The organism is Cupriavidus sp. GW822-FHT02D05 (assembly GCF_058802485.1).
In genome coordinates this window covers 40,267-63,623 of the sequence record NZ_JBXAOE010000041.1, presented here as the reverse complement: position 1 = coordinate 63,623, position 23,357 = coordinate 40,267, and the positions used below count along the sequence as shown (strand labels likewise).

General features: G+C 65.7%; 22 protein-coding genes and 1 pseudogene. 12 read left to right on the top strand and 11 right to left on the bottom strand.

The features are described from left to right. Window positions 1-40: 40 nt before the first annotated feature. Entirely contained in the window at window positions 41-499 is a 459-nt protein-coding gene (locus tag AC1RQK_RS36190; RefSeq protein ID WP_492814201.1) for a hypothetical protein, read from the top strand. A gap of 104 nt (window positions 500-603) precedes the next feature. Here the strand turns inward: AC1RQK_RS36190 and AC1RQK_RS36185 are convergent, their stop codons facing one another. Both AC1RQK_RS36185 and AC1RQK_RS36180 read right to left on the bottom strand, forming a co-directional pair. Beyond that, a complete protein-coding gene (locus AC1RQK_RS36185) occupies window positions 604-2,184 on the bottom strand; it encodes an aldehyde dehydrogenase (NADP(+)) (RefSeq protein ID WP_492814199.1) in 1,581 nt (526 codons plus the stop codon). 110 nt (window positions 2,185-2,294) lie between these two features. Beyond that, window positions 2,295-3,221: a dihydrodipicolinate synthase family protein gene (locus tag AC1RQK_RS36180; protein WP_492814197.1), complete on the bottom strand. Its 927-nt coding sequence runs from the start codon at window positions 3,219-3,221 to the stop codon at window positions 2,295-2,297. 172 nt (window positions 3,222-3,393) lie between these two features. Between AC1RQK_RS36180 and AC1RQK_RS36175 the strand changes: the two genes are divergently transcribed. From AC1RQK_RS36175 to AC1RQK_RS36160, 4 genes are all read left to right on the top strand, one after another. Then, complete coding sequence (locus tag AC1RQK_RS36175; RefSeq protein ID WP_492814196.1) at window positions 3,394-4,329, top strand: LysR family transcriptional regulator; 936 nt, start codon at window positions 3,394-3,396, stop codon at window positions 4,327-4,329. 179 nt (window positions 4,330-4,508) lie between these two features. Further along, window positions 4,509-5,474, top strand: a complete 966-nt coding sequence (locus tag AC1RQK_RS36170) for a Bug family tripartite tricarboxylate transporter substrate binding protein (RefSeq protein WP_492370938.1) — start codon at window positions 4,509-4,511, stop codon at window positions 5,472-5,474. A 31-nt stretch (window positions 5,475-5,505) separates the two neighbouring features. Continuing rightward, the gene (locus AC1RQK_RS36165; RefSeq protein WP_492370939.1) at window positions 5,506-6,537 is read left to right on the top strand and encodes a 4-hydroxythreonine-4-phosphate dehydrogenase PdxA; all 1,032 of its coding nucleotides are present in this window, start codon (window positions 5,506-5,508) and stop codon (window positions 6,535-6,537) included. Between the two features lie 55 nt (window positions 6,538-6,592). Further along, window positions 6,593-7,768 carry an L-rhamnonate dehydratase gene (locus AC1RQK_RS36160; RefSeq protein ID WP_492370940.1) on the top strand — a complete coding sequence of 392 codons (1,176 nt, stop codon included), beginning with the start codon at window positions 6,593-6,595 and terminating at the stop codon, window positions 7,766-7,768. A gap of 141 nt (window positions 7,769-7,909) precedes the next feature. Here AC1RQK_RS36160 and AC1RQK_RS36155 read toward each other — a convergent pair whose 3' ends face one another. From AC1RQK_RS36155 to AC1RQK_RS36145, 3 genes are all read right to left on the bottom strand, one after another. After that, on the bottom strand, window positions 7,910-8,968 hold the full coding sequence (locus AC1RQK_RS36155; protein ID WP_492814193.1) for a porin: 1,059 nt from the start codon (window positions 8,966-8,968) through the stop codon (window positions 7,910-7,912). Window positions 8,969-9,094: 126 nt separating this feature from the next. After that, window positions 9,095-10,051 (bottom strand): Bug family tripartite tricarboxylate transporter substrate binding protein, encoded by a 957-nt coding sequence (locus tag AC1RQK_RS36150; protein WP_492814191.1) that lies wholly within the window; start codon window positions 10,049-10,051, stop codon window positions 9,095-9,097. A 56-nt stretch (window positions 10,052-10,107) separates the two neighbouring features. Next, window positions 10,108-11,187, bottom strand: a complete 1,080-nt coding sequence (locus tag AC1RQK_RS36145; RefSeq protein WP_492814189.1) for a 4-oxalomesaconate tautomerase — start codon at window positions 11,185-11,187, stop codon at window positions 10,108-10,110. A 60-nt stretch (window positions 11,188-11,247) separates the two neighbouring features. On the opposite strand from AC1RQK_RS36145, the gene AC1RQK_RS36140 reads away from it, so the two are divergent. From AC1RQK_RS36140 to AC1RQK_RS36130, 3 genes and pseudogenes are all read left to right on the top strand, one after another. Next, window positions 11,248-12,153, top strand: a complete 906-nt coding sequence (locus tag AC1RQK_RS36140; RefSeq protein ID WP_492814187.1) for a LysR family transcriptional regulator — start codon at window positions 11,248-11,250, stop codon at window positions 12,151-12,153. A gap of 173 nt (window positions 12,154-12,326) precedes the next feature. After that, window positions 12,327-12,611, top strand: a complete 285-nt coding sequence (locus AC1RQK_RS36135) for a CopG family ribbon-helix-helix protein (RefSeq protein ID WP_492814185.1) — start codon at window positions 12,327-12,329, stop codon at window positions 12,609-12,611. Further along, window positions 12,611-12,910, top strand: a pseudogene (locus tag AC1RQK_RS36130) (type II toxin-antitoxin system RelE/ParE family toxin). Before AC1RQK_RS36135 ends, AC1RQK_RS36130 begins: the two are co-directional and overlap by 1 nt. 114 nt (window positions 12,911-13,024) lie before the next feature. Here AC1RQK_RS36130 and AC1RQK_RS36125 read toward each other — a convergent pair. Next, window positions 13,025-13,981 carry a LysR family transcriptional regulator gene (locus tag AC1RQK_RS36125; protein ID WP_492370946.1) on the bottom strand — a complete coding sequence of 319 codons (957 nt, stop codon included), beginning with the start codon at window positions 13,979-13,981 and terminating at the stop codon, window positions 13,025-13,027. Between the two features lie 181 nt (window positions 13,982-14,162). Between AC1RQK_RS36125 and AC1RQK_RS36120 the strand changes: the two genes are divergently transcribed. From AC1RQK_RS36120 to AC1RQK_RS36105, 4 genes are all read left to right on the top strand, one after another. Then, window positions 14,163-14,966, top strand: a complete 804-nt coding sequence (locus tag AC1RQK_RS36120; protein WP_492370947.1) for a hypothetical protein — start codon at window positions 14,163-14,165, stop codon at window positions 14,964-14,966. A gap of 179 nt (window positions 14,967-15,145) precedes the next feature. Beyond that, complete coding sequence (locus tag AC1RQK_RS36115; protein WP_492814183.1) at window positions 15,146-16,975, top strand: gamma-glutamyltransferase family protein; 1,830 nt, start codon at window positions 15,146-15,148, stop codon at window positions 16,973-16,975. 105 nt (window positions 16,976-17,080) lie between these two features. Next, window positions 17,081-18,061 (top strand): Bug family tripartite tricarboxylate transporter substrate binding protein, encoded by a 981-nt coding sequence (locus tag AC1RQK_RS36110; protein ID WP_492814181.1) that lies wholly within the window; start codon window positions 17,081-17,083, stop codon window positions 18,059-18,061. Between the two features lie 4 nt (window positions 18,062-18,065). After that, window positions 18,066-18,608 (top strand): GAF domain-containing protein, encoded by a 543-nt coding sequence (locus AC1RQK_RS36105; protein WP_492814179.1) that lies wholly within the window; start codon window positions 18,066-18,068, stop codon window positions 18,606-18,608. Window positions 18,609-18,727: 119 nt separating this feature from the next. Here the strand turns inward: AC1RQK_RS36105 and AC1RQK_RS36100 are convergent, their stop codons facing one another. From AC1RQK_RS36100 to AC1RQK_RS36080, 5 genes are all read right to left on the bottom strand, one after another. Next, window positions 18,728-19,357, bottom strand: a complete 630-nt coding sequence (locus AC1RQK_RS36100; protein WP_492370950.1) for an SCO family protein — start codon at window positions 19,355-19,357, stop codon at window positions 18,728-18,730. Between the two features lie 92 nt (window positions 19,358-19,449). Then, window positions 19,450-21,084 (bottom strand): cytochrome c/ABC transporter substrate-binding protein, encoded by a 1,635-nt coding sequence (locus tag AC1RQK_RS36095; RefSeq protein ID WP_492814177.1) that lies wholly within the window; start codon window positions 21,082-21,084, stop codon window positions 19,450-19,452. Between the two features lie 2 nt (window positions 21,085-21,086). After that, entirely contained in the window at window positions 21,087-21,929 is an 843-nt protein-coding gene (locus AC1RQK_RS36090; RefSeq protein WP_492370965.1) for a LolA-like protein, read from the bottom strand. Window positions 21,930-21,946: 17 nt separating this feature from the next. Continuing rightward, complete coding sequence (locus AC1RQK_RS36085; RefSeq protein WP_492370952.1) at window positions 21,947-22,732, bottom strand: outer membrane lipoprotein-sorting protein; 786 nt, start codon at window positions 22,730-22,732, stop codon at window positions 21,947-21,949. A gap of 46 nt (window positions 22,733-22,778) precedes the next feature. Beyond that, the gene (locus AC1RQK_RS36080) at window positions 22,779-23,264 is read right to left on the bottom strand and encodes a hypothetical protein (RefSeq protein ID WP_492814175.1); all 486 of its coding nucleotides are present in this window, start codon (window positions 23,262-23,264) and stop codon (window positions 22,779-22,781) included. Between the last annotated feature and the right edge of the window lie 93 nt (window positions 23,265-23,357).

Here is a 23,357-nt window from a genome sequence, read left to right as displayed (position 1 = left end):
TCAACGAAATTCAACGAATTTTAAGATACTGGAGAACATCATGACCAAGACCTTCGCCCTCAAGCTCGCTTCCACCCTCGTGCTCTCGCTCGCCGCCATCGGCGCCGCCCAGGCCGCTTCCGCCAAGGACACCCTCGCCGGCGACAAGTACGGCTATGAATTCCGCACCTCGGTCCCCGCCGACAAGTATGGCTACGACTTCCGGTCCACCGACACCTTCACCGACGGTGCGCGCAGCGGCAAGCTGGATACCTTCACCGACGGCGCCCGCATCGCCGGCCTGGACCGCTCGGGGGTTTCGGCTTCGCCGGCCCGCGGATTCGATGCCTACACCGACGGCGCACGTGCCGGCAAGTTTGACCCGTACACCGATGGCGCGCTGGTTGCCGGCCTGGATCGCACCGGCGTCTCGGCTACACCGGCCCGCAGCTTCGATGCCTACACCGACGGCGCTCGCAGCGGCAAGGTCGATGTCTTCACCGAAGGCGCCAACGCCTGATGCATCCGTTAGCAAGAGGTTTCACCGCGCGCGGTGCCGGCTGACAGCCGCGCCGCGCGCTTTGCCTTGAAGCGAGATGGAACCGGTGAGCTAACGGCTAACGGCTAACGGCTGGATTGCATTTCGCCGTCCACCCGCACCGCAAGGCCCAGCGGATTGCCCGCGCGCAGCGCTTGCGGCAGCAAAGCCGCGGGCATGTCCTGGTAGCAGACCGGACGCAGGAAACGCGCGATCGCCAGCGAGCCAACGGAAGTCGAACGCCCGTCCGACGTGGACGGATATGGGCCACCGTGCACCATGGCGTGGCTGACTTCCACACCCGTGGCGAAACCGTTCACCAAGATCCGGCCCACGCGCCGCTCCAAGGCTGGCAGGAAGCTGCGCGCGGTGTCGTAATCGGCTTCATCGACGTGGATGGCGGCGGTCAATTGCCCTTCGAGGGATTCCACCACGCGCTGCATGGTGGCCAGGTCCGGGCAACGCACCACCAGCGACGCCGCGCCGAAAATCTCCGCGCGCAGGGCCTCGTGTTCAAGGAACGCTTGCGCGGTGGTGGAGAACAATGCGGCCTGCCCCTGGTATCGCACACCCCCCTGGCCACGCGCTACGGTGTTCACCTGCGGATGGCAGCCGATGGTTTCCACCCCGGCGCCGTAAGCGCGGTGAATGCCGGGCGTGAGCATGGTTGAAGCCGGGATCTGCGCGATCGCCGCTTCGGCCGCTGCCAGGAAGCGCTCCAGATCCGGGCCGTCAACGGCAAGGATCAGGCCGGGATTGGTGCAGAACTGGCCCGCGCCCAGCGTCAGCGAGGCAGCGAATGCCTTGCCGATGGCATCAGCGCGGTTGCCCAGCGCGTGCGGGAACAGCAGGACCGGGTTGATGCTGCTCATTTCCGCGTAGACGGGAATCGGCTCGTTGCGGGCCGCGGCAAGCTGCATCAGCGCGGTGCCGCCGGCGCGCGAGCCGGTGAAGCCGACCGCCTTGATGCGATGATCGCTGACCAGCCCCTGCGCGATCTCCAGCCCGGAGTCGAACAGCAGCGAGAACGTGCCCTCGGGCAAGCCAAGTTCTTCCACCGCCCGCTGGATCGCACGGCCGACCAGCTCCGAGGTACCGGGATGCGCCGGATGCGCCTTGACGACGACCGGGCAGCCGGCGGCGAGCGCCGACGCCGTGTCGCCACCCGCCACCGAGAACGCCAGCGGGAAATTGCTGGCGCCGAACACGGCCACCGGGCCCAGCGCGATGTGGCGCAGGCGCAGGTCCACGCGCGGCAGCGGCATGCGCTCGGGCTGCGCGGGATCGATGCGCAGGCCGAGGAAGTCGCCCTGCCGCACCACGCCGGCAAACAGGCGCAACTGGCCCACGGTGCGCCCCCGTTCGCCTTCGATGCGGGCGCGCGGCAGGCCGCTCTCGCTGACGCAGCGCGCAATCAGCGCGTCGCCGAGCTCCAGGATATTGGCAGCGATCTTCTCGAGGAGCGCAGCGCGTTGCGCGAGCGGCGTTTCGCGATACACATCGAACGCCTGCGCGGCCAGCGCGCAAGCCTGGTCCAGTTGCGAGCGCGTGGCGCCGCCAAAAGCCGGTGTCAGGGTTTCGCCGGATGCGGGATCGATGGCCCGGATCTCGCCATGGGTGCCGCGCACCGACTGGCGGCCAATGAGCAGTTCGCCTGTGAGGTTCATCTTGGGTCCTTGAAATGAAAAAGCGGCGCGTCAGCGGCGCCGCCAGTCGTTCGATATGGGTTAGGAGATAGGGGATAGGGGTTAGCGGCTCGCGTCAGCCACGGCTCGCCTCACTTGCCCCAGCGCAGCACCATCGGATCCAGCCGGCGCGCGATCTGCAGCAAGCCGGCACGCGTGGCCGGGTGCATGGGCTGCAAGGGATGGCGCAGCGCGTCGGAGGCAATCACGCCGCCCTCCTTCATCAGCGCCTTGGCGGTTGCCAGCCAGCCTTGCCGGTTCTCATGGTTGATCAGCGGCAGCCATTGCTGGTAATGCTGCGCGGCCAGCTCCGTGTCGCCGGCCTGGTAGGCATCCACGATCTTGCGGATGCCATCGGGGAAGCCCGCGCCGGTCATCGCGCCGGTGGCGCCGGCATCGAGGTCGGCCATCAGCGTGATGGCTTCCTCGCCATCCCACGGGCCGACGATGGCGTCGCCGCCAAGCGCGATCAGCTCGCGCAGCTTTACCGCGGCTTGCGGCACCTCGATCTTGAAGTACGAGACGTTGGCGATCTCCTTGGCCATGCGCGCCAGGAACGGCGCCGACAGCGTGGTGCCGCTGACAGGCGCGTCCTGGATCATGACGGGGATATCGATCGCCGCCGAGACGGTCGCGAAGAACTCGTAGATGGCGCGCTCGGGCACGCGGATGGTGGCGCCGTGGTACGGCGGCATCACCATCACCATGGCGGCGCCGGCATCCTGCGCGGCACGGCTGCGCTCGGCGCAGATGCGCGAGCTGAAATGCGTAGTGGTGACGATCACCGGAACGCGGCCGGCCACGTGCTCAAGCACCGTGGTCATCAGCAGGCTGCGCTCATCGTCGGTGAGGACGAACTGCTCGGAGAAGTTCGCCAGGATGCAGATGCCGTTGGAGCCTGCGTCGATCATGAAATCGATGCAGCGGCGCTGGCCGTCGAGGTCGAGGCCACCCTGCTCATCGAAGATGGTGGGGGCCACCGGGAATACGCCACGGTAGGCGGGATGGATATCGGGCATGGTGTCTCTCTCCTTGTTATGGCTGGGCGACTTGCGGCAGGGAATGAATATACGGCGCGCCATGCCACGCTGTATATTGAAACCTTTCCATCTCGTGATCGCTTTTACGACTCACATGGCCGCTTCACATGGCCGCTCACATGACCGTCATCCTTCCGGAACCAGAACGCACATGAAAGCCACGCTGGACGTGCTGATGTCCCGCCTGCGCATGAAGCAACTGCAATTGCTGATCGCGCTGGACGACCACAAATCGCTGCACCAGGCCGCGTCGGCCATGGCCATGACGCAGTCCGCGGCCAGCAAGGCCTTGCAGGAACTGGAAGGCATGCTCGATGCGCCGCTGTTCGAGCGCTCCAAGACCGGCATGCGGCCGAACCAGTTCGGCCACTGCGTGATCCGCTATGCCCGCCTGCTGGCAACGGACCTGACGTCGCTGTGCCAGGACATGGCCGAGATCCGCTCGGGCCGTGGCGGGCACCTAGCCGTGGGCACCATCATGGGCGCGGTGCCGCAGGTGCTGGTGCCGGCGCTCGATGCCATGCAGGCCGACCAGCCGAACCTGTCCATCGAGATCGTCGAGGACACCAGCCTGCGCATGCTGACGCTGCTCGACGATGGCCGGCTGGACCTTGTCATCGGTCGTGCGCTGGTAAGCGACCAGCCCGCCAGCTATCACTACGAGCCGCTGGGCGACGAGCCGATCTCCGTGGTGGTGGGCTATGCCCACGCGGCGCCGCGCGGCCGGGAACTGGGCTTTGCCGACCTTGCCGGCTACCGCTGGATCGTTTATCCCGGCCAGATGCCCATGCATGCCCTGCTGCAGCGGGAGCTGGACATGGCGGGACTGGGCATGCCGCCCAATGCGATCTCCACCTCGTCCACCTTTGTCACGGTGACCATGCTGCAGCGCAGCGCCAGGCTGGTATCGCTGCTGCCGACCAGCGTGGCGGAGCTGTTTGCCCGGCAAAAGCTGCTGCGGATCCTGCCGGTGCGGATGCAGTCCCGGCAACAGACCTTCGGCATCGTGACCCGGCGCGGGGGCACGCTGTCCGCCGCGGCCGGCCAGCTGATCAAGCTGCTGCGTGCCGGGTGCACGCCAGCCTGAAAGGGCGTTCAGGCTGGCCGCAGGGCGTGCAAGAGACACCGGGGGGCTCCCCCATGTATTCCCACAGGTAATCACCCATTCAATAAACATCATTAGTCAGATATCACTCCCATCCCTATAGTCTGGCTATCCGCGCATCAGCACATCAGCGCAGGCCCATAACAATGATGGAGACAACGATGAAACGATGGATGTCCGGCGCCCTCGCCGGCTTGCTGGGAATTGCCGCCGCCATGACCTGCGCCTACGCGCAAGACACCCGCCCGGTACGGTTGATGGTGGGTGCCGCGCCCGGCGGCGGCACCGACGTCATGGCCCGCATCGTCTCCGACAAGCTCGCCGCCATCCTCAAGCAACCCGTGGTGGTGGACAACCGGCCCGGCGCTTCCAACACCATCGCCGCCGACATTACCGCCAAGTCCGCGCCCGATGGCAATACGCTGCTGATGGGTGTGGTCACCTCGCAAGCCATCGCGCCGCACCTGCTCAAGCTGCAATTCAATCCGCTCAAGGACCTGGTGCCGGTGGCGCTGGTGTCGTCGGTGCCTAATGTGCTGGTGGTCAACAACCAGGTGACGGCGCGCGACGTCAAGTCGCTGGTGGCGCAGATCCAGGCCAATCCCGACAAATTCCGCTATAGCTCCTCCGGCGTCGGCAGCACCCAGCACCTGGCCGGCGCGGCGTTTGCGCACCAGATCCATGGCAAGTTGCTGCACGTGCCCTACAAGAGCAGCAGCAGCGCGCTGGTGGACCTGATGGGCGGACAGGTCGACATGAGCTTCGAGACCATGCCGTCCGTCATCAACCATATCAAGGCCGGCAAGCTGCGCGCGCTGGCGGTCACCGCCGACCAGCGCTCGGCGCTGTTGCAGAGCGTGCCCACGCTGGCCGAAGCCGGCGTGCCGGGCATCCAGACCAATGCCTGGTACGGCGTCTACGCCCCCGCCGGCACGCCACCCGCCACGCTGCAAAAGCTGGGCGCCGCGCTAGCCACCGTACTCAAGGATCCCGACACCGTGCGCCGCCTGAACGACGTAGGCGCGCTGCCAGGCACGCTCAATGCCGCCCAGTTCGATGCCTTCTCGCGCGCCGAATATGCACGCTACGGCAAGATGATCGCCGAGCTCGGCGTCAAGCTGGACTGAACCAATATCTCCCGATCACTCTGAGAACCCCATGACCCAACGACCCAGAATCGCCATGGTGCTCGGCGACCCCGCCGGCATCGGCCCCGAACTGATCGCCAAGCTGCTCGCGGACCCCGATACCGCGGCGCGCGCCGATATCCTGCTGATTGCCGATCGCGACGAATGGCGTCACGGCATGCAGGTGGCCGGTGTTGACATCGCACTGCGCGAAACCGATGCGCTGGTGTTCGCCGGCAATGACAGCAACAATGCGGCGCGCCTGTTCCACTGGCAGCTCGACGGCAAGCCCGCTTACCAGCGCGGCGTGGCCAGCGCCGAAGGCGGCCGCTACAGCCTCGGCACGCTGGCACTGGCGCTGGAGCTGGCCGACGCCGGCAAGGCCGATGCCATCCTGTTCGGCCCGCTCAACAAGAGCGCGCTGCATGCCGCCGGCATGGGGCATAACGACGAGCTGCACTGGTTCGCCGAGAAGCTCGGCTACCACGGCGCCTTCTGCGAGTTCAATGTGCTCGATGGCCTGTGGACCTCCCGCGTGACATCGCACGTGGCGCTCAAGGACGTGCCCGCAATGATCAACCGCGCCAGCGTGGGCGACGCCATCGACCTGATCGACCAGGCCCTGCGCGGCGCCGGCATGGCCCGCCCGCGCATTGCCGTGTGTGGCCTGAACCCGCACAACGGCGACAACGGCGCCTTCGGACGCGAGGAGATCGACATCATCGCGCCGGCCGTGGCCGACGCGCAGGCGCGCGGCGTGGCGGCCGATGGCCCGTTCCCCGCCGACACCATCTTCCTCAAGGTGCAGGGTGGCCCGGCGCAGCGGCAGTTCGACGCCATCGTCACCATGTATCACGACCAGGGCCAGATCGGCATCAAGCTGATGGGTTTCTCGCGCGGCGTCACCGTACAGGGCGGCCTGCCGGTGCCGATCACCACGCCGGCCCACGGCACCGCCTTCGATATCACGCAGCAAGGCCGCGCCGACCTCGGCGCCACGCTGCAGGCTTTCCGCATTGCCTGCCAGATGGGCAGCAGCCGCGCAGCCCGCCAAGGCCAGTAAGCCCACTAAGCCCGCCACCCATTCGCCACTGGCAACCAAACCCACGGAGACTCTCTTGAAAATCACCAGCATTCGCACCCGCGTCTTTGAATGGAAGGGCAAGACGGTGCCCCCGCAGGCCCACTTCTGCACCAACGCCACCGACATCCTGTTCGAGCGCGGCGACGCCATGGGCTCCTTCCGCTTCCACGGCTGGCTGGTGGTGGAAGTCGAGACCGACACGGGCCTCGTCGGCATCGGCAACTGCGCGCTGGCGCCGCGCGTGGCCAAGGAAATCATCGACCAGTACCTGGCCCCGATCGTGATCGGCCAGGACCCCTTCGACAATGAATATCTGTGGCAGAAGATGTATCGCCGCACCCATGCCTGGGGCCGCAAGGGCATCGGCATGGCAGCGATCTCGGCGGTCGACATCGCGCTGTGGGACCTGATGGGCAAGGCCGTGGGCAAGCCGGTGTTCAAGCTGCTGGGCGGGCGCACCAAGGAAAAGCTCTGGTGCTACGCCTCCAAGCTCTACAACAACGACGACCGCGACGCGTTCCTGGCCGAAGCCCAGAGCTATCTCGACCAAGGCTTCACCGCCATGAAGATGCGCTTTGGCTATGGCCCGAAGGATGGCCCCGCCGGCATGCAGAAGAACATCGAGCAAGTGCGCCTGCTGCGCGAGCTGGTGGGCGACAGCGTCGACATCATGCTGGAGTGCTATATGGGCTGGACGCTGGAGTACGCCCGCCGCATGATTCCGCGCCTGGCCGAATTCAACCCGCGCTGGCTGGAAGAACCGGTGATTGCCGACGACATCGAAGGCTACGCCGAACTCAAGAAGATGAGCCCCTTCCCCATCTCCGGCGGCGAGCATGAGTTCACCTCCTACGGCTTCAAGGACCTGCTGGAGCGCCGCGCGGTGGACGTGATCCAGTACGACACCAACCGGGTTGGCGGCATCACCGCCGCGCAGAAGATCAACGCCATGGCCGAGGCCTGGTCCGTGCCGGTCATCCCGCACGCGGGCCAGATGCACAACTACCACCTCACCATGGCCTCGACCGCATCGCCGATGTCCGAGTTCTTCCCGGTGCACGACGTGGAAGTGGGCAATGAGCTGTTCTATTACATCTTCAAGGGGGAGCCGGCGCCGGACAGGGGGTACCTGCAATTGGACGATAACTTGCCGGGGTTGGGACTGACGTTGAATGAAGCGTATTTCGGGGAGTTCGAGATTATTGAGTGAGGCCGAAGCCGTCTGCGGCGCCCGAGCGCATCGGACAGGGCCGGCGGCGCCATGCGACAGGCGCCGCCGGCCCCGTATTCGCTGCCTGCATCCGGACGAACGGCTTGCGCGCTCCGGCAAGCCGCGGTTGCGAGCGATGCATCAGAAAACATGCCGAAGCCCGACCATCGCACCCACCTTGCCACCTACCCTTCCTTGCGACTTGATCAGCGCGTATCCGCCAGTGATGCGGTTGTAGTCGGCTTCGAAATAGACATCCGTGCGCTTGGATAAACGGTAGTCGGCGAGAAGATAGGCGGCCGAGCGCCGGCCGCCCGGGTCCTTCTGCTCATCGTGAAATGCGCCCACGCCGACCAGCCAGGCCGGTGACCACTGATAGCTGACGCCGCCGATGATGACTTCGTTTCGGGTGCCAGTGGCGCTGTAGCGGTTGGAGAGGTATCCGGCAGTCGCTTTCAGGCGGCCGCTCGCGTATCCGGCCGTAGCGCCCACGGTCTTTCTTGCCTGCGCGCCATTGGCACTTCGGGCCTGCTGGTAAGACGCACTCGCCTGGAATTTCTTGTCATCGTAGCCGAGGCTGATCCCGGTACCGGCATTGGCGCGCGTGTTGCCGGGCACTTCACCGAAGGCGTGGTGCGCGGCCAGCTTCCAGCTGCCGGCCTTTCCTTCATATTTGACCGCATTGTCTTGCCGGCTACCGGTATAGACGCGAGCGATCGCCAGCGTGTCCAGGTTCGGGTTGCCGAAGATCTGCGCGCCTGCCATCGCCTGATAGGCGACGCCATACTGGCGGCCCAGCGTGATCGCGCCGAAACGGCTTTGCATCCCGACAAAAGCCTGCCGGCCGAACAAGCGCCCCGTGCCACCGGATGACGCTTGGCCATAGCCCGCGACGGATGACTGCAGGGCGCTTCCGGTGCCGAGGTCAAAGCCCGCTTCCAGCACATAGACCGCTGCAGTCCCTGCGCCGAGATCCTCTCTACCCCGCAGTCCGAATCGCGACCCGTTCAGCGCGCCCTCCGATAGTTCGAGCTTGCCGTCCCTGGCCGTATTAGCGTTGGTCGCGTACCGGATGCCGGCGTCGACGATGCCGTACAGCGCCACGCTGGATTGGGCATGCGCGGCGCACGCCATCAGTGTAGAGATCGCACCGAGCGAAGTGTGCTTTGCGACGCGAATGGCGAGCCGGTATTGGTTCATTTGTCCCCCGTGGTCAGGTTTTGTGAGGCCATGTTGCAAGGCCATGCTGTGAGGCAAGGGCGTGTGCGAATCGCGCGATGCACCGAGCTTGACTGGGCTGGCGCCGCACACCGGGAATTGCCGGAGTCAGTCCGTGGTCATGCCGGCCGCCTGAACCACCCGCTTCCATTTGGCGAGCTCGGCGCTCACGAGCGCGCCGAGTTCCTGTGGCGTGCTGGTCTGCACGTAGGCGCCTTGCTCCGCGATCTTGTCCGCGACCTCCTGATCGCGCAGCGCTGCATTGAGTTCCGCATTCAGCCGGGCGACGATCTCCGGGGGCGTGCCCGCGGGGGAGAACATGGCATACCATTGATCGACCGCGACATCGATCCCCAGCTCGTTCAGTGTCGGCGTGTCCCTCAGCAGCGGCGTGCGCTTGCTGCTGGCCACGGCGAGAACGCGAACCTTGCCGTTGCGGATCTGCGGGTAGGCGGTGAACAAGCTCGGGAACATGATCTGCGTATTGCCGGCGATCGTATCGACCAGCGCCGGCGCGGATCCCTTGTAGGGCACGTGCACCATCTGCGTCTGCGTGGCCTGCCTGAATAGTTCCGCGGCGGCATGGGGCGCGGTGCCATTGCCCGCGGAGGCGTAGTTCAGGTTGGCATCCTTGGAGCGCGCCAGGTCGATCAGCTGCTTCATGTCGCCGGCTTTCACCGTCGGGTTGACCACAACCAAGGTGGGGGAACTTGCGACCATGCCGATCGGCGCGAAATCCTTTACCGGGTCGTAGCGCAGCTTCTGAAGAGCCGGGTTGATCCCATGCGTCGCGATGTATCCGAACAGGATGGTATGCCCGTCCGGCTTGGCCCGCGCGACATACTCGGAAGCGATCGCGCCGTTGGCGCCGGCACGGTTTTCCACAACCACCGGCTTGCCGAGCGACACGCTCATGCGCTGGGCGATCACGCGCGCCATGGCATCGTTGCCGCCACCCGCCGAGGTTGGAACGACGATCGTAATGTTCTTGTCGGGGAAGGCGTGCGCCACGCCGACAGTGAGGGCCAGCGCGATGGCACAGGCGTGCCTGAAGGTACAAGCCATGATGGTCTCCTGGTGTTTTTTTTCGTGATGCGATGCAGGTCGAAGCACCCTGGGCGTCAGCCCAGCACTTCGTCGGGAACGGACAGCATGCCTTTCATGATGCGTCTGGCGGTGCGCACGAGCCCGATACGCCGGAAGCGCGGCGGGCCGCCATCACGCTCCAGCTCGACGTGGACTTCGATGCTGCCGGCAGGGTGATGCACCACGATGCGGCCTTCCGGCGAGGGCGTCGAAGCAAGCCCGTTGGCCACTGTCCCAGGCACGCAATATGCCGCCGCAATGCCGACTGCACCGGTCACGGCGTGTGCCGCGTGGCAATGCGAAGGGGTGAAATAGCGTGACGTGATCTCATTCGCCCTGCCGTAGCGGCTGACGAGAACGGGCTTGGGAATGACGCTGTTGCTGACATCGCCCAAGCCCATCCGGCGACCAGCCTCCCTGCGCATCGACTCCAGCCGCGCGAGCATCTGCGCATTGGCATCGAGCGCCGTGGGTGTTTCGTCTCCACGCACGCCGAGCGACACCGCATGAACGACAACGAGAGGCATGGCGGCATCGATACAGGTAACCGGGACCTCGTCGATCACGTCGATCGTGTTCCCGGTCGGGAACATGGCGCCGGTCACGCGCCCCCATGCATCCAGGAAGTTCAGCATGATCGGGGCTGCTGTCCCGGCAACCCCATCGATCCGCGTATCGCCGGCGTAGGTCACCTGACCGCCCGGGGTCTGGACCACGGCTTCGACGACTGACGAGGTATTGACGTTGAAGATGCGGATGGTAGTCGCGCACTGGCCGGCCCGGACCAAGCCCTCCTCGATGGCGAATGGCGCCACGGCGGCGAGCATGTTTCCACAGTTGGGACGGGTGTCTACCCGATTCCTGTCAACCGCAACCTGCGCAAACAGATAATCTATATCGCATCCTGGCCGAAGCGAACACGATACGATCGCCGCCTTGCTGGTCAGCGAACTGCCACCGCCAAGCCCATCGACCTGCAAGGCATGGGGCGAGCCCATCGCCGACAGCAATACCTGATCCCGCCTGGCCGGGTCCTCGGGCAGCCAGTCCGCACGGAACAAGGGTCCGCGGGAAGTGCCGCCACGCATCAATACACAGGGAATGTCTTTGCTCATGCATTTATGATGTCCTCAAGGTAATCATTTGTATATTGCAATCCCAGGAGACATCGTTGCATGGCACGCATCAATTTCGATTTGCAGGAACTGCAGGCATTCGTGGCCGTAGCAGACCGACTGTCGTTCCGCGCGGCCGCGGACGACCTCCACCTCTCGCCGCCGGCACTGAGCAGGCGCATTGAAAAGCTGGAAGGCATCCTGGGTGTCAAGCTGTTCGAACGCAGCACGCGCCACGTTGCATTGACGAACGTCGGACGCCTGTTCCTGGATCACGCACGGGCAGCACTCGAGGAGCTTGAGGGAGGGGTGCTGAACATCACGGACCTTGCCGCGCAACGCAGCGGCCTGGTGACGGTGGCCTGCGTGCCGTCCGCCGCCTACTACTTCCTGCCATCGGTGATCCTGCGATTTGCGCAGCACTACCCGCGCATCCGTGTCCGTGTACTGGATGAAAGCGCCAACACCGTGCTGAATGCCGTCATCACCGGGCGCGCGGACTTCGGCATCAACTTCATCGGAACGCAGGAGCCGGATGTCGCCTTCGAAGGGATCTTCAGCGAGAAATTTGTGCTAGCCGTTTGGCATGCGCATCCGCTTGCGCGCCGCAAAAGCGTAAGGTGGTCGGAGCTGGCCGACGAGCGGTTCATGACCGTCGACCGCTCCAGCGGCAATCGCGTGCTGATTGACTCGGCATTGGCAAACTGCGAACGCAGGCCGACAAGTTTCTTTGAAGTGGCCCATGTGTCGACGCTGCTCGGGCTGGTCGAAGCCGGGCTGGGCGTCGCCGCGGTGCCGCGCCTGGCCCTGCCCGTGAAGGGGCATGCCACGTTGCGTGGCATCCCGCTGGTCGAGCCCGAGGTGTCGCGGACCCTGGGCCTGATCACCCGGCACAGCGTACCGCTCTCGCCCACGGCCAAGGTGTTTCGCGACATGGTGCAGCAAACCGCCAGGCGAGCGCTATAGGGCGGCAGGCCATCCACACGATGGCCCACCGGCACATCATTGTGCGCGCACTAGCGCGCATCAACAGTGCGCTGTGTCCGATGCGGCCACGACGTAGTTGTTCGATTCGGTTTGTTCGCAGTGCACTGTTAATGCAAAATACATACCTAGTATCTGCATGGAGATCGTCGCTCATGTCCGAAACCACCTTCACCTTCCGCGTTGACGATGCGCTAAAAGCACTTTTCACCGAGGCTGCGAAGGCCCATAACCGGCCCGCATCATTGTTGCTTCGTGATTTCATGCGCGACTATGTCAAGCGCAGCCAGGACGAGGCGGCTAACCATGACGCTTGGTTTCGCCAGCAGGTGCAGGCCAGTCTTGAAGACGCGCGTCCAAGCGTCGAAGACGATGAGGCTCGCCGGATTTTCGCGAAGCGTCGTGATGCGCTGCTTCGCAGGACCAAGGCTACCGGGTGATGCGGCTACGCTGGCAGCCAGCGGCGCTTGAAGATCGAGCGGCAATCATGGATTACATCGGTGAAGACAATCCTGTTGCCGCGGTGGAGTTGGATGAAGCTTTTGAAGCCCTCGTGGATCAGGTCCAGCAGCGGCCGGAGTTGTAGAAGGCTGGCAGAGTCGGCGGCACCAGAGAGTGCGTGGTGAGATCGAACTACATCATGGTCTACCGCATTGCGGACGATAGCGTGGAGATATTGCGTGTATTGCATGCCGCGCGACGGTGGCCCAACACGACAGACCGTGGCGGCGTGCGATAGCCGCGGATCCATGGATCGATCAGCCCTTTAGGCGATCAGACGCGAAAGCGACGTCCATCGAGATACTGCAAATCTGGAGGCGCGCGCATTGACCCTGTGCCGGCCGTCTCCCCTTCAGCCTCCCGCCTTCACCCCCACCGCCTCCAGCAACGCCCGCACCAGCGCCTGCAGCGGCTCGCTATGCTCCGTGCGCCGCAACCACATCGCGCCCACCGCGGGCAGGTCCCACGTCAGCGTATGCGGCAGCACAGCCGCGCTGCCGGTGGCCGCGAGCTCGGCCGCCACCGCGCGCGGCACGATGGTGATGGCGCGTGGCTGGTTGCGCATCAGCGTGGCGATGGTCTTGATCGAATAGGTTTCCACCATTGGCGTGGGCGGCACCGCGCCGGCGGTGGCGAACAGCGTGTTGATGGTGCGCCGGATCGGCGTGTGCGCGGGCGGCAGGATCCAGTCCAGCGCCGCCAGGCGCTGCCAGTCCAGCTTGCCGCGCGCGAGCCGCGCGGCGGCGTCGTTAGGCACCACCAGCGCTGGCTCTTCGCGGTAGAGCGGCGTCTGCGCGATGTCGTCGCCGGGCGCGTAGAAGGACCGCGCGATCACGCAATCGAGCTCGTGCGCGCGCAGCGCCGCCACCAGTTCATCCGTGGTGCCCTCGCGCACCAGCACCGCCACGCGCGGCTGCTGCAGCAGGCCGTGCGAGCAGGCCGCGTCCAGCACCACCGGCGCCACATAGGGAATCACGCCGATGCGCAGCCGCCCGTGCAGTCCGGCGCCGATCACCGCCAGCTCCCGCCCCAGCGCCTCCGTATCCGCCATGGCCAGCCGCGCGTGCGCCAATACCGCCGCGCCGGTGCCCGTCGGCTCCAGCCCCCGGCGCGAACGCACGAACAGCGGCACCATGAAGATCTCCTCGATCTCCCGCAGCGCCTTGGTCACGGCAGGCTGGGTCAGGTCCATCTCGGCCGCCACGCGCGAGACCGAGCGCTGGCGGTCCAGCGCCAGGAGCAGCGCGAGGTGCTTCAGGCGCAGGCGCGAGATGAGGTTGTGCTGGAGTTTGTCGACTGGTGAGGGCAATGAAAGTCCTGGGCCTGTGCGCATTGCAAGCCTTTGATTTTACAAAGGCACTTTTGAACCACCGGCACCGGCAGCGTACGTGCGGTAACGCGCGGACCGCGGTGGTGACGTTGTAGCACAATGTTTGGCGGATCCCGGCCGGACCTCAGCGCCGAAATCATCACTTCTATGAGAAGACACGATGAACAGGGTCACAGGCCACCTGGCCGTCCTCCTCGCATTGAGCCTGTTTGCCATTCCTGGTGCGCAGGCGTCCGACATCGTCTGTAAAACAGCGCCCCGTGCGGCCCCTGCCGGCTGCCAAGGCCCGGCGTGCGCGCGGCAAACAGACAAACGCCCGCGCGCGGCGCGGCTCATCTGCGATTACGCCCTTCTGTCGATTGGCTATGAGCGCATCTATGCCGACCAGCAACGGCTGCTCCACGCAGGTGCAATTCGCAAAGCGGACATCGTAGCCTGGCGCAAGAAGCGGGACGCTTGCGACTCCGTGCACTGTCTTGACGGTGTCTTCGCGCAATGGCCGCAGCACGATGCCAGGCCGAAGTCAGCCCGGGACGCCGATCGCTCCGGCAAGCAGCGCGAGAGGCTGGAAGCGCATAACAGTCCACGACGCGGCGAAGCGGCAAGGCCAATGCCGCTCAGACAGAATCCACCAGCACCGGCGCAGCCGATGGCCGCGCTGCACAACGCGCCACCGGCCATGATCGCCTCCACGACGGACACGTCGTTCCTCGCTTCGCCGGCTGTCGCCGCTGCGCCCCCACTCGCTAACAAGGCGGCTTCCAGCCCCAAGGGCACTCTTGGCAACCTGGCCTGGTTTGGCGCGTTCGGCATGAGCCTGGCCTACCTGCTCAAACGCGGACGGGACAAGCGCTTGCGCAAAGTGGTTGCGCAGTGCCGGAGCACGCCGGCGCCCATGCTGGTGTTGTACGCGTTAATCGTTGTGAATGTCCTGCTTCTGCTCTTCGCGTTGGCGAAGGGGTAGTCCGAGTGCGGCCATGGCCCGTGCCATGCATAACCAATCCGTTATGCAACGATAAATTATTGACCAAAAGCGGTTATCCGGTGACCTTATACTCCCAGGCACCAACCCCACTCGGCTTGCGTTGCGCGCTTGAGCGCCAGCGCGTTTCGCCACCCTGCCCGATCCGCCACGGAGTCTCCATGTTCACCACCCGCCCGGAAATCGTCGGTACCTTTGGCGTGGCCTCGTCCACCCACTGGCTGGCCTCGCAAACCGCCATGAGCGTGCTGGAGCGCGGCGGCAACGCGTTCGACGCGGCCGTTGCCGGCGGCTTTGTGCTGCAGGTGGTGGAGCCGCACCTGAACGGACCGGGCGGGGAGGTGCCCATCCTGCTGTGGAGCGAGCGCGAACGCGCGGTGCGCGCCATCTGCGGGCAAGGCCCCGCGCCCGCGCTGGCCGACCCGGCCGCGATGCGCGCCATGGGGCTGGACCTGGTGCCCGGCATCGGCCTGCTGCCCGCCACGGTGCCCGGCGCCTTCGGCGCGTGGCTGACCATGCTGCGCGACTATGGCACCTGGACGCTGGCGGATGTGCTGGCCCCCGCCATCGGCTATGCGCGCGACGGCTTCCCGCTGGTGCCACGCATCTCGCAAGCCATCCTGGCGGTGCGCGAACTGTTCCAGAACGAATGGCACAGCTCGGCCGATGTCTGGCTGCCTGACGGCCGCGTGCCCCGCCCGGGCAGCCTGCATACGGTGCCTGGCGTGGCACGCACCTATACACGCATCGTCGAGACGGCCGAAGCCGCCAGCGGCACGCGCGAGCAGCAGATCGACGCCGCGCTGGATTGCTGGTACCGGGGCTTCGTCGCCAAGGAAATCGACAGCTTCTGCCGTACCCAGGCGGTGCGCGACACCACTGGCGAGCGGCATAAAGGCCTGCTGCGCCATGAAGACATGGCGCGCTGGGTGCCCACCGTGGAAGCGCCCGCCACGCTGGATTTTGGCCGCTATACGGTGGCCAAGTGCGGCATCTGGAGCCAGGGCCCGGCATTCCTGCAGCAACTCGGCATGCTGCGCCACGCCGATCTCGCCGCGCACGCACCCACCTCGCCCGAGTTCGTGCACCGCATTGCCGAGGCGGCCAAGCTGGCCATGGCCGACCGCCTGGCGTGGTACGGCGACCCCAGCTTTGGCGATGCGCCGCTGGCTGGCCTGCTCGATCCCGGCTACCTCGCCGCACGCGCACGCCGGATCGGCGAACGCGCCTCGCTCGACATCCTGCCGGGCACGGTCGGTGGCCGCGCGCCCCGCCTGCCCGACCTCGGCGCGGCGGAGCGCACGCTGCGCCGCGCCGATGTGCGCTTCGGCGTGGGCGAGCCCACCTTTGCGGCCATGCCGCCGGTAGCGGAATGGGCCGAACGCGAGATCTTCGTCGGCGACACCTGCCACATCGACGTGATCGACCGCGAGGGCAACATGGTCGCGGCCACGCCATCGGGCGGCTGGCTGTCGTCCAGCCCGGTGATTCCCGAGCTGGGCTTCGCGCTCAATACCCGCCTGCAGATGACCTGGCTGGAGCCGGGCCTGCCCAACACGCTAGCGCCGGGCAAGCGCCCGTGCACCACGCTGTCACCCTCGCTCGCGCTGCGCGACGGCGAGCCCTATATGGTCTTCGGCACCCCCGGCGGCGACCAGCAGGACCAATGGTCCGTCGCTTTCTTCCTGCGCCACGCCGTGCACGGCATGAACCTGCAGGAAGCCATCGATGCGCCTGCCTGGCATGTCGATCATTTCCCCGGCTCGTTCTGGCCGCGCTCGGTGGTGCTCAACCGGCTCAGCGTGGAGTCCCGGCTGCCCGAGGACACCATCGCGGCGCTACGCGCGCGCGGCCACGAGGTCAAAGTAGGCGAGCCGTGGTCGGAGGGGCGGATGTCCGCCTGCACGCGGGAGCGCGATGCGCAGGGGCGGCTGGTGCTGCGCGCCGGCGCCAATGCGCGTGGCATGCAGGGATATGCAGTGGGCCGCTGACGGTGCATTGGCTCACTGGTCCACTGTCTGCTGGACCCGACTTGCAGGATCGAATCAAACCGGATCGCACCGTGCGGTTCGCATAGCCATCGGAGAAGGAAAGAGATGAAAGCCGTTTTGAAGCACTGCTTGCTGGGCCTTGCCACGTTCTCGCTGTTTGCCGCCGCCTCGGGCGCCGGCGCCGCCGATCCCTTCCCGCAAAAGCCCATCACGCTGATCGTGCCGTGGGCCGCTGGCGGCTCCACCGACATCCTTGCCCGCGTGCTGTCCGAGCACCTGACCCGCTCGCTCGGCCAGCCGGTGATCGTCGACAACAAGCCCGGCGCCTCCGGCAATATCGGCTCTGCCATGGTGGCGCGCGCCAAGCCAGACGGCTACACGCTGCTGGTCGGCTCCATGAGCACGCACGCGATGAACCCCGCGCTGATGCCCAACATGCCCTTTCGCGGCGTGGAAGATTTCACCCCGCTGGGCCTGCTGGCCTTTGTCACCAACACCATGGTGGTCAACCCATCGGTGCCCGCGCACAACGTCAAGGAGCTGATCGCCTACGCGCGCGCCAACCCCGGCAAGCTGGCCTATGCCAGCGCCGGCCCTGGCTCCACCAACCACCTGAGCGCGGTGCTGTTCGAGAAGATGGCCGGCGTGCAGATGCTGCACGTGCCCTACAAGGGCGGCGCGCCCGCCGTGGTCGACACCGTGGCCGGGCAAACGCAATTGCTGTTCTCCGCCGGCACGCAGACCCTGCCCCACGTCAAGGCCAACAAGCTGCGCCTGCTCGCCGTGACCGAAGCCAAGCGCTCGCCGCTGCTGCCCAATGTGCCCACCGTGGCCGAGACCGTGCCCGGCTATGAGCTGTCCGTGTGGTACGGCGCCTTCGGCCCGGCCGGCATGCCACCGGCGCTGGTGGCGCGCCTGAACCAGGAGATCAACCGCATCATGTCGCTGCCGGACGTGAAAGAAAAGATGAACGCCATCGGCGTGGAAACCGCCACCTCCACACCCCAGCAGTTCGGCACCATCCTGCGCCGCGACGCGGACCGCTATGGCAAGTTGATTCGGGACCTGGGCATCAAGGGGGAGTGAAACCGTGACCGATATCGTGAATGACGCCGCGCCCTGCGTCGTGACCTTGCCTGTGGCGCTGCTAGCCTCGCTATGCGACACGCTGGCGCGCGCAGCCAAGCCCGCCATCGCCTTCGATGCGATCGGCAGCGCCACTGCCGCGCTGCTGGGCCCGGGGCTGCTCACCATCAACGCCTACCGGCGCGCCAGCTCCGAAGTGGTGCGGCTATGGTCCTCCGACACCGCCGCCTACCCAGTGGGCGGCCGCAAGTACAAGGCTGATACGCCGTGGACACGTTGCGTGCTGCATCAGGGCGAGGTCTTCGTGGGCGAGGGGGACGCGGCGCTTGAAGCCGTGTTCGACGATATCTCGACGATTCGCGGGCTTGCGCTTTCGGCCGTGGTCAATGTACCGGTATGTGAGCGCGGACAATGCGTAGGGACGTTCAACTTCCTTGCGGCGCGCGGCGCGTGGACGCAGACCGAGGTGGCCGTGTTGCGCTTGCTCGCGCAGATGGTGGCGCCGGCGGTGATGGCGGCTAGCCCGGCGGCGCAAGCAGAGCGCTGAGACGGGACGTCCGGCATCCGCCTTGCCGGCCAGCGAAACGTCTACTGTCGGCATTCCGGCGCTTTGCAGGGACCTGACGGAGATCCCTGCAAGGCGCCAGAAGCCGGATCATGCTCCAGTCAGTTAGCTGCGACCAGCTTCTGATAGGCAAGGAACAGCTCGTCCGCGGTAGCAAAGCCATCGATCCGCAGCCATGGATTGCCCGGCGCCGCACGCAGGAATACCACGGGACTGTGGTTCATCTTGTCCTCGTGATAGACGTTGAATGCGCGCTGCGTGGCAACGCTCGCGGCGACAGCGCCGGTGTAGTGCTGCCATTCGGGACCCGCTCCGAACTTCGTCGCATATTCCCGCAGGCGCGACGGCGTGTCCTGCTCCGGGTCGATCGAGATCGACACCATGTGCACCTTGTCCCTGTTCGGGCCAAGCTCGCCCTGCAATTGCGAGAGCGTCTGGCTGATCACCGGGCAGACGGATGTGCAAGTGGTATAGATGAACGTCAGGACCACGGGGCGGCCATCGTCCAGTTCATCCTTCAGCGACACGGTACGGCCATCGTCTCGTACCAGCGTCACGGATGGCAGTGAGTAGGCCGCGGTGGATGTGCGCGTGTCCCGCATCATGTGGTGATGCGCATGCGGATCGGCGCCATCGTGCGCCAGCGCATACGGCATCACCGCCGCGATCGTGCTCCCCGCCGCAAGGGCCGATACCAGCGCCCTGCCCCATCGTTCTTTGAACGCGCTCATGGAAACCTCCTTCAGCAATTATCGACACGCTGCGCTAGCGGATCTTGGCAATCCGCACATCCCTCCGGATGGACCTTCACCTGGATGCTTCGCTACGGCACCGTCCACTCCCCGTCCACGGTCAGCCGTGTATGCTCAGGCTCCGCGAACCGGACGATGTATCCCCCTTTGGAAGCGAAACGCTGGCCCGGCCCAAGCGTCAGGCGTGGATAGTAGCCGGTGATGATGCGGCGCTCTATCATGTCGTCCATGCGCTCCACCAGATAGTCGCGCGCAAACGCGTCGACCATGTGGCTCAGCGTCTCGGCCAGCAGGCCACAGGCAAGAAACGTGTCCGCCTGCGTCTGCTCGGCGACGACCGGGATACGCCGGATCGCAAACCAGCCCAGCGCATAGTCCACGCGCACACGCCGGCGCTCCGGCAGGTCGACGGGATAGGCGAGGCGAGTCACACCGCGCCAGCCCGCAGGCAACGGCGTGCGCTCGAGCCCGCCCATCAGGCCAGACATGAACACGTCGGCGCGCGGCGGCGGCGCGTTGCCAAGCGCGGCGATGTCGCCAGGCCGCAGCCACAGCATGAGCGCGTCCGCGCCCGCTGCGCCGCGCAGCGCTTGAGCCACGCTCTCGCCGTTGGCGAGAGCGTGGCTGGATACCGCGACGCCGTGCCCCTTCAGCTTGACGGCGAGCGCCTTGGCCGCCGGCTCCCCGCTGTCGCCGGCACGATAGAACTGGCGCACCGACTTCGCCACCTTGCCACTGCCCGCATCCAGGATCTTCTTCGCGATCAGGTCCGCTTCCAGCAGCACGCCGCTGGAGAAATACAGGGAATAGAAATCGGTATCGCTGTTGACTGGCACCTCGATATTCGGAAACAGGCATGGCACGGATTCCTGCTCGCAGAAAGCATGGACCGGCGCCCAGTTCCTGCCACCGAGCCCGGACACCACGGCAAGGACAGGCTCCGCCGCCAGATGCCGCTTGAGTTGATCCAGCCAGGTCGCTTCCGGGCCGGTGAGTTCCCAGACATGCAGTTGCCAGCGGCGATTGACCATGAACATCATCTTGCGCGAGGTACGTAGCGCAGGGGTCGGCCCGAGCGGAAACGTGTTCTTGTCGGCGAAGTAGTGGTCCAGCACATCCAGCATGCCGCGGCGCTTCACGGGATCCGCATCGGGCGTGATGATGGTAGCGAAATGGAGTACCGTGTCCGTGACCCCCGGCGGCCTGCGTTGGTCCATCCGCTTCAGGTATGCGATCAGTGCGGCCATGTCGGCATCGTTCAGCGCGAATTGCGGCATCAGGTAATTGAGTGGCCTGCCTTCCGAGTCCAAGCCCTCGCGGATGGCTCTGGCAACAGTGTCATCGGTATACGGATCGCGATCGGCCCGCATGCCCTCGACGTATGGGAGGTCGAGGTCCTCGAGGCTCTTGGCGCGCGGGTGAAAGAGATAGCGCCCGGTGATCGGCGGCACGGTGCCAAAGCCCTCCTTGGCGCCGAGCCCGCTGCGCCGATGGCAATTGACGCAGGCCGCGGCGGCCCCCTGCATCCGCATGCCGCCATCGCGGATCGCGTCGAGCGGCGCCCCCGAAGGCAGCTCGCCACGCTGGAAAATCGCTTCGCCGGCATCCGTTGCCGAAGCGCCGCTGGCTTGGCCGCCAAACCCCGTCAGCGCAGCGGCGACGAAGCCCGCTGCGAGCGCCCGCAGGGCGGATAGTCCCCGGCTCATCGCTATGGCGCCGGCCGGGCCATATCGCCCGGACCTGGCCGCGCCTGGGCATCGATCGACACCGGCTTATCCTGCCTCGGCGTGCCGGGCTTGGCGAACATCCAGTCGCCCAGCGAGGGGTTGAACGAGACTTCGTCGATCACGAGCTTGTCCGTTGCCTGGGCCGTCGCGACGCCGCTTTCGATCGTGCACGGAATCTGGAGCCCGTCGATTGCCCTGTAGTCGCGATAGAAGACAGTGACTGTGTGCGACTGTCCCAGGACATTGCGAGATTCGCGGTCGTATTTGAGTTCCAGGAATGTCTTCGCGTCGATCCACAGGCGGCGGCTCCCGCCCGAAGGTAGCCGGATGCCAAGGCGGTATGCCTTGTGCCCTTCGACCTCATCGACACCTTCGAGCGTCACGGCGATACCCTTGGCCTCGTAGTCCATGAGCGGCCCGTCGATCACCTGCTCGTCATGCGCGAACTTCACCTCTTCCATCGAGTAGGGTTGCAGATTCGGCTTGCCGCCCTGGGTCGGGTGGAGCTTCCAGCCATGGCTGCCATCAAAGACGCGCACGGCCATCTGATTGAGCGCGGTGATCTCGAAGCGAGTCTTGTTGGGACGCTTCATGGCCAGCAAAAAACGTGCAGGCGCATTCGCGCTCTCCACGTGTCCGACCCAGACCATGGTCTGGATCTTCCGCCAGGCCTCAAGCCCTCCCCGTGCCGCGGCGTTCTTCTCCACGATCTGGGCCACGCTCAAATCGGGCGACGCCGATGGCTGCGCCGCCAACACCGCCAAAGCCGCCATCGCCGCCATCGAGACACAAGCAGCGAGAACCCCAAGGGCGATCCGTCTTATCGTCATAGCCCCCCTCCTTACTTGCCGGGCAACCTGGCCGACGCCAACTGCGGTTTCGCAAACACGGCATCGTCCACCGGCGGGTTCATCGCCACGTGCTCGACGGTCATCCGGTGGGCCTTCTTGACACCTTCGACAGCGGTCTCCATGACATGCGGCATCTTCAGCCCGCCCTCCGTCTTGTAATCCCGGTAATAGACGGCAACGCTATGCATCCTGCCGTCCAGCTTGCGCGGCTCGCCCTCCATCTTCAGTTCGAGAAAACTCGTTGCGTCGACCCACAAGCGCCGCTCCACGCGGTCTTTCATCGTCAGCTTGAGCTTGTAGGCCTGGTGCCCCTCCACGGACTCCATCCCCAGCAGTTCGACCTTGGTGCCTTTCCTGGCGTAATCGACCAGCGGGCCATCCAGCTCCGCGGCTTGCGCGGCGATCTTGGCCTCGGCTGCGCTGTACGGCTCGACCTCATCGCGCCCCAGGAAGGGCCTGACCTTCCACCCTTGCGCCCCGTCGTACACCTGCAGGGCCGTCTGGTCCTGGAAGCGAAGCTCGAAGCGGCTCTTGTGCGGCCGCTTCATCGTGGCCACGTACGGCAGCATCACGTCCTTCTTGCCGCCGACATCGATCTGGCCCGACATGGTCAGACTGTTTACCGCCCGCCAGGCTTCAAGCCCGCCGCGGGCAGCCACATTCCGGTCGGCGATCTGGGCGGCCGTCAGCCGGCTCCCCGATGCGCTTTCCGTCGCCGCGCCGGCTGATCCCGCCAGAGACACCAGGCCCAATGCCAGGAAGAGAATTCGGTTCATGAGCACACCCCCCAATCCATGCCTCAAAGATCGCGCCCGCGCGCGTTCATTCAACCACCAGGCCGTCGATATGAAAGGAACCGATCATCACGTTGACGCGGTCCCCGGTTTTAATCAGGTTGCCTTTGTTGGAAAACACCATCCAGTATTCCTGGCCAACCGCCAGCGGGCCCGATTGACGAAGCTGGCCGATCTTGTCCATGACCGGTATCTGGAGAAGCGCCTGGCTCCTTCGCCCGAACAGGTAGGGCGTCGCATTCTTGTCGCTCAGCATCTGGGCGATTCTGGGGTCGGTCACGCGATAGCTAAAGCGGATCAGGTTGCCCGATGCGGTCTGGCGCACGTGCAGATCCTCGACACCTCTGTAGAGATCGTAATAGACCTTCGCGTGTTTTGGCAGCTTCACCGGCGCATACGGCGAGGTCCTGGCCGGCGTCGTCGCGGCACGGACTGGCCCCGCCGGGGGCCCTTCCTGCGGGAAGGCCCATTCAGCCAGGGCGGTTCCCCCCCAGATGCAGCCGGCAAGCAGCATCGAGATCCTCGTCAAGTTCCTTGCATGACTGGACATGTTCGCACGCCACTCCCGGATGGCCACTGGTTCCTGCTTCTTCGACATTGGGGGGGG

Bases quoted from the DNA above. Each gene is read 5' to 3' on its own strand.
- AC1RQK_RS36190 (WP_492814201.1), top strand. From the start codon at position 41: ATGACCAAGACCTTCGCCCTCAAGCTCGCTTCCACCCTCGTGCTCTCG.
- AC1RQK_RS36185 (WP_492814199.1), bottom strand. From the start codon at position 2,184: ATGAACCTCACAGGCGAACTGCTCATTGGCCGCCAGTCGGTGCGCGGC.
- AC1RQK_RS36180 (WP_492814197.1), bottom strand. From the start codon at position 3,221: ATGCCCGATATCCATCCCGCCTACCGTGGCGTATTCCCGGTGGCCCCC.
- AC1RQK_RS36175 (WP_492814196.1), top strand. From the start codon at position 3,394: ATGAAAGCCACGCTGGACGTGCTGATGTCCCGCCTGCGCATGAAGCAA.
- AC1RQK_RS36170 (WP_492370938.1), top strand. From the start codon at position 4,509: ATGAAACGATGGATGTCCGGCGCCCTCGCCGGCTTGCTGGGAATTGCC.
- AC1RQK_RS36165 (WP_492370939.1), top strand. From the start codon at position 5,506: ATGACCCAACGACCCAGAATCGCCATGGTGCTCGGCGACCCCGCCGGC.
- AC1RQK_RS36155 (WP_492814193.1), bottom strand. From the start codon at position 8,968: ATGAACCAATACCGGCTCGCCATTCGCGTCGCAAAGCACACTTCGCTC.
- AC1RQK_RS36150 (WP_492814191.1), bottom strand. From the start codon at position 10,051: ATGGCTTGTACCTTCAGGCACGCCTGTGCCATCGCGCTGGCCCTCACT.
- AC1RQK_RS36145 (WP_492814189.1), bottom strand. From the start codon at position 11,187: ATGAGCAAAGACATTCCCTGTGTATTGATGCGTGGCGGCACTTCCCGC.
- AC1RQK_RS36140 (WP_492814187.1), top strand. From the start codon at position 11,248: ATGGCACGCATCAATTTCGATTTGCAGGAACTGCAGGCATTCGTGGCC.
- AC1RQK_RS36135 (WP_492814185.1), top strand. From the start codon at position 12,327: ATGTCCGAAACCACCTTCACCTTCCGCGTTGACGATGCGCTAAAAGCA.
- AC1RQK_RS36120 (WP_492370947.1), top strand. From the start codon at position 14,163: ATGAACAGGGTCACAGGCCACCTGGCCGTCCTCCTCGCATTGAGCCTG.
- AC1RQK_RS36115 (WP_492814183.1), top strand. From the start codon at position 15,146: ATGTTCACCACCCGCCCGGAAATCGTCGGTACCTTTGGCGTGGCCTCG.
- AC1RQK_RS36110 (WP_492814181.1), top strand. From the start codon at position 17,081: ATGAAAGCCGTTTTGAAGCACTGCTTGCTGGGCCTTGCCACGTTCTCG.
- AC1RQK_RS36100 (WP_492370950.1), bottom strand. From the start codon at position 19,357: ATGAGCGCGTTCAAAGAACGATGGGGCAGGGCGCTGGTATCGGCCCTT.
- AC1RQK_RS36095 (WP_492814177.1), bottom strand. From the start codon at position 21,084: ATGAGCCGGGGACTATCCGCCCTGCGGGCGCTCGCAGCGGGCTTCGTC.
- AC1RQK_RS36085 (WP_492370952.1), bottom strand. From the start codon at position 22,732: ATGAACCGAATTCTCTTCCTGGCATTGGGCCTGGTGTCTCTGGCGGGA.
- AC1RQK_RS36080 (WP_492814175.1), bottom strand. From the start codon at position 23,264: ATGCTGCTTGCCGGCTGCATCTGGGGGGGAACCGCCCTGGCTGAATGG.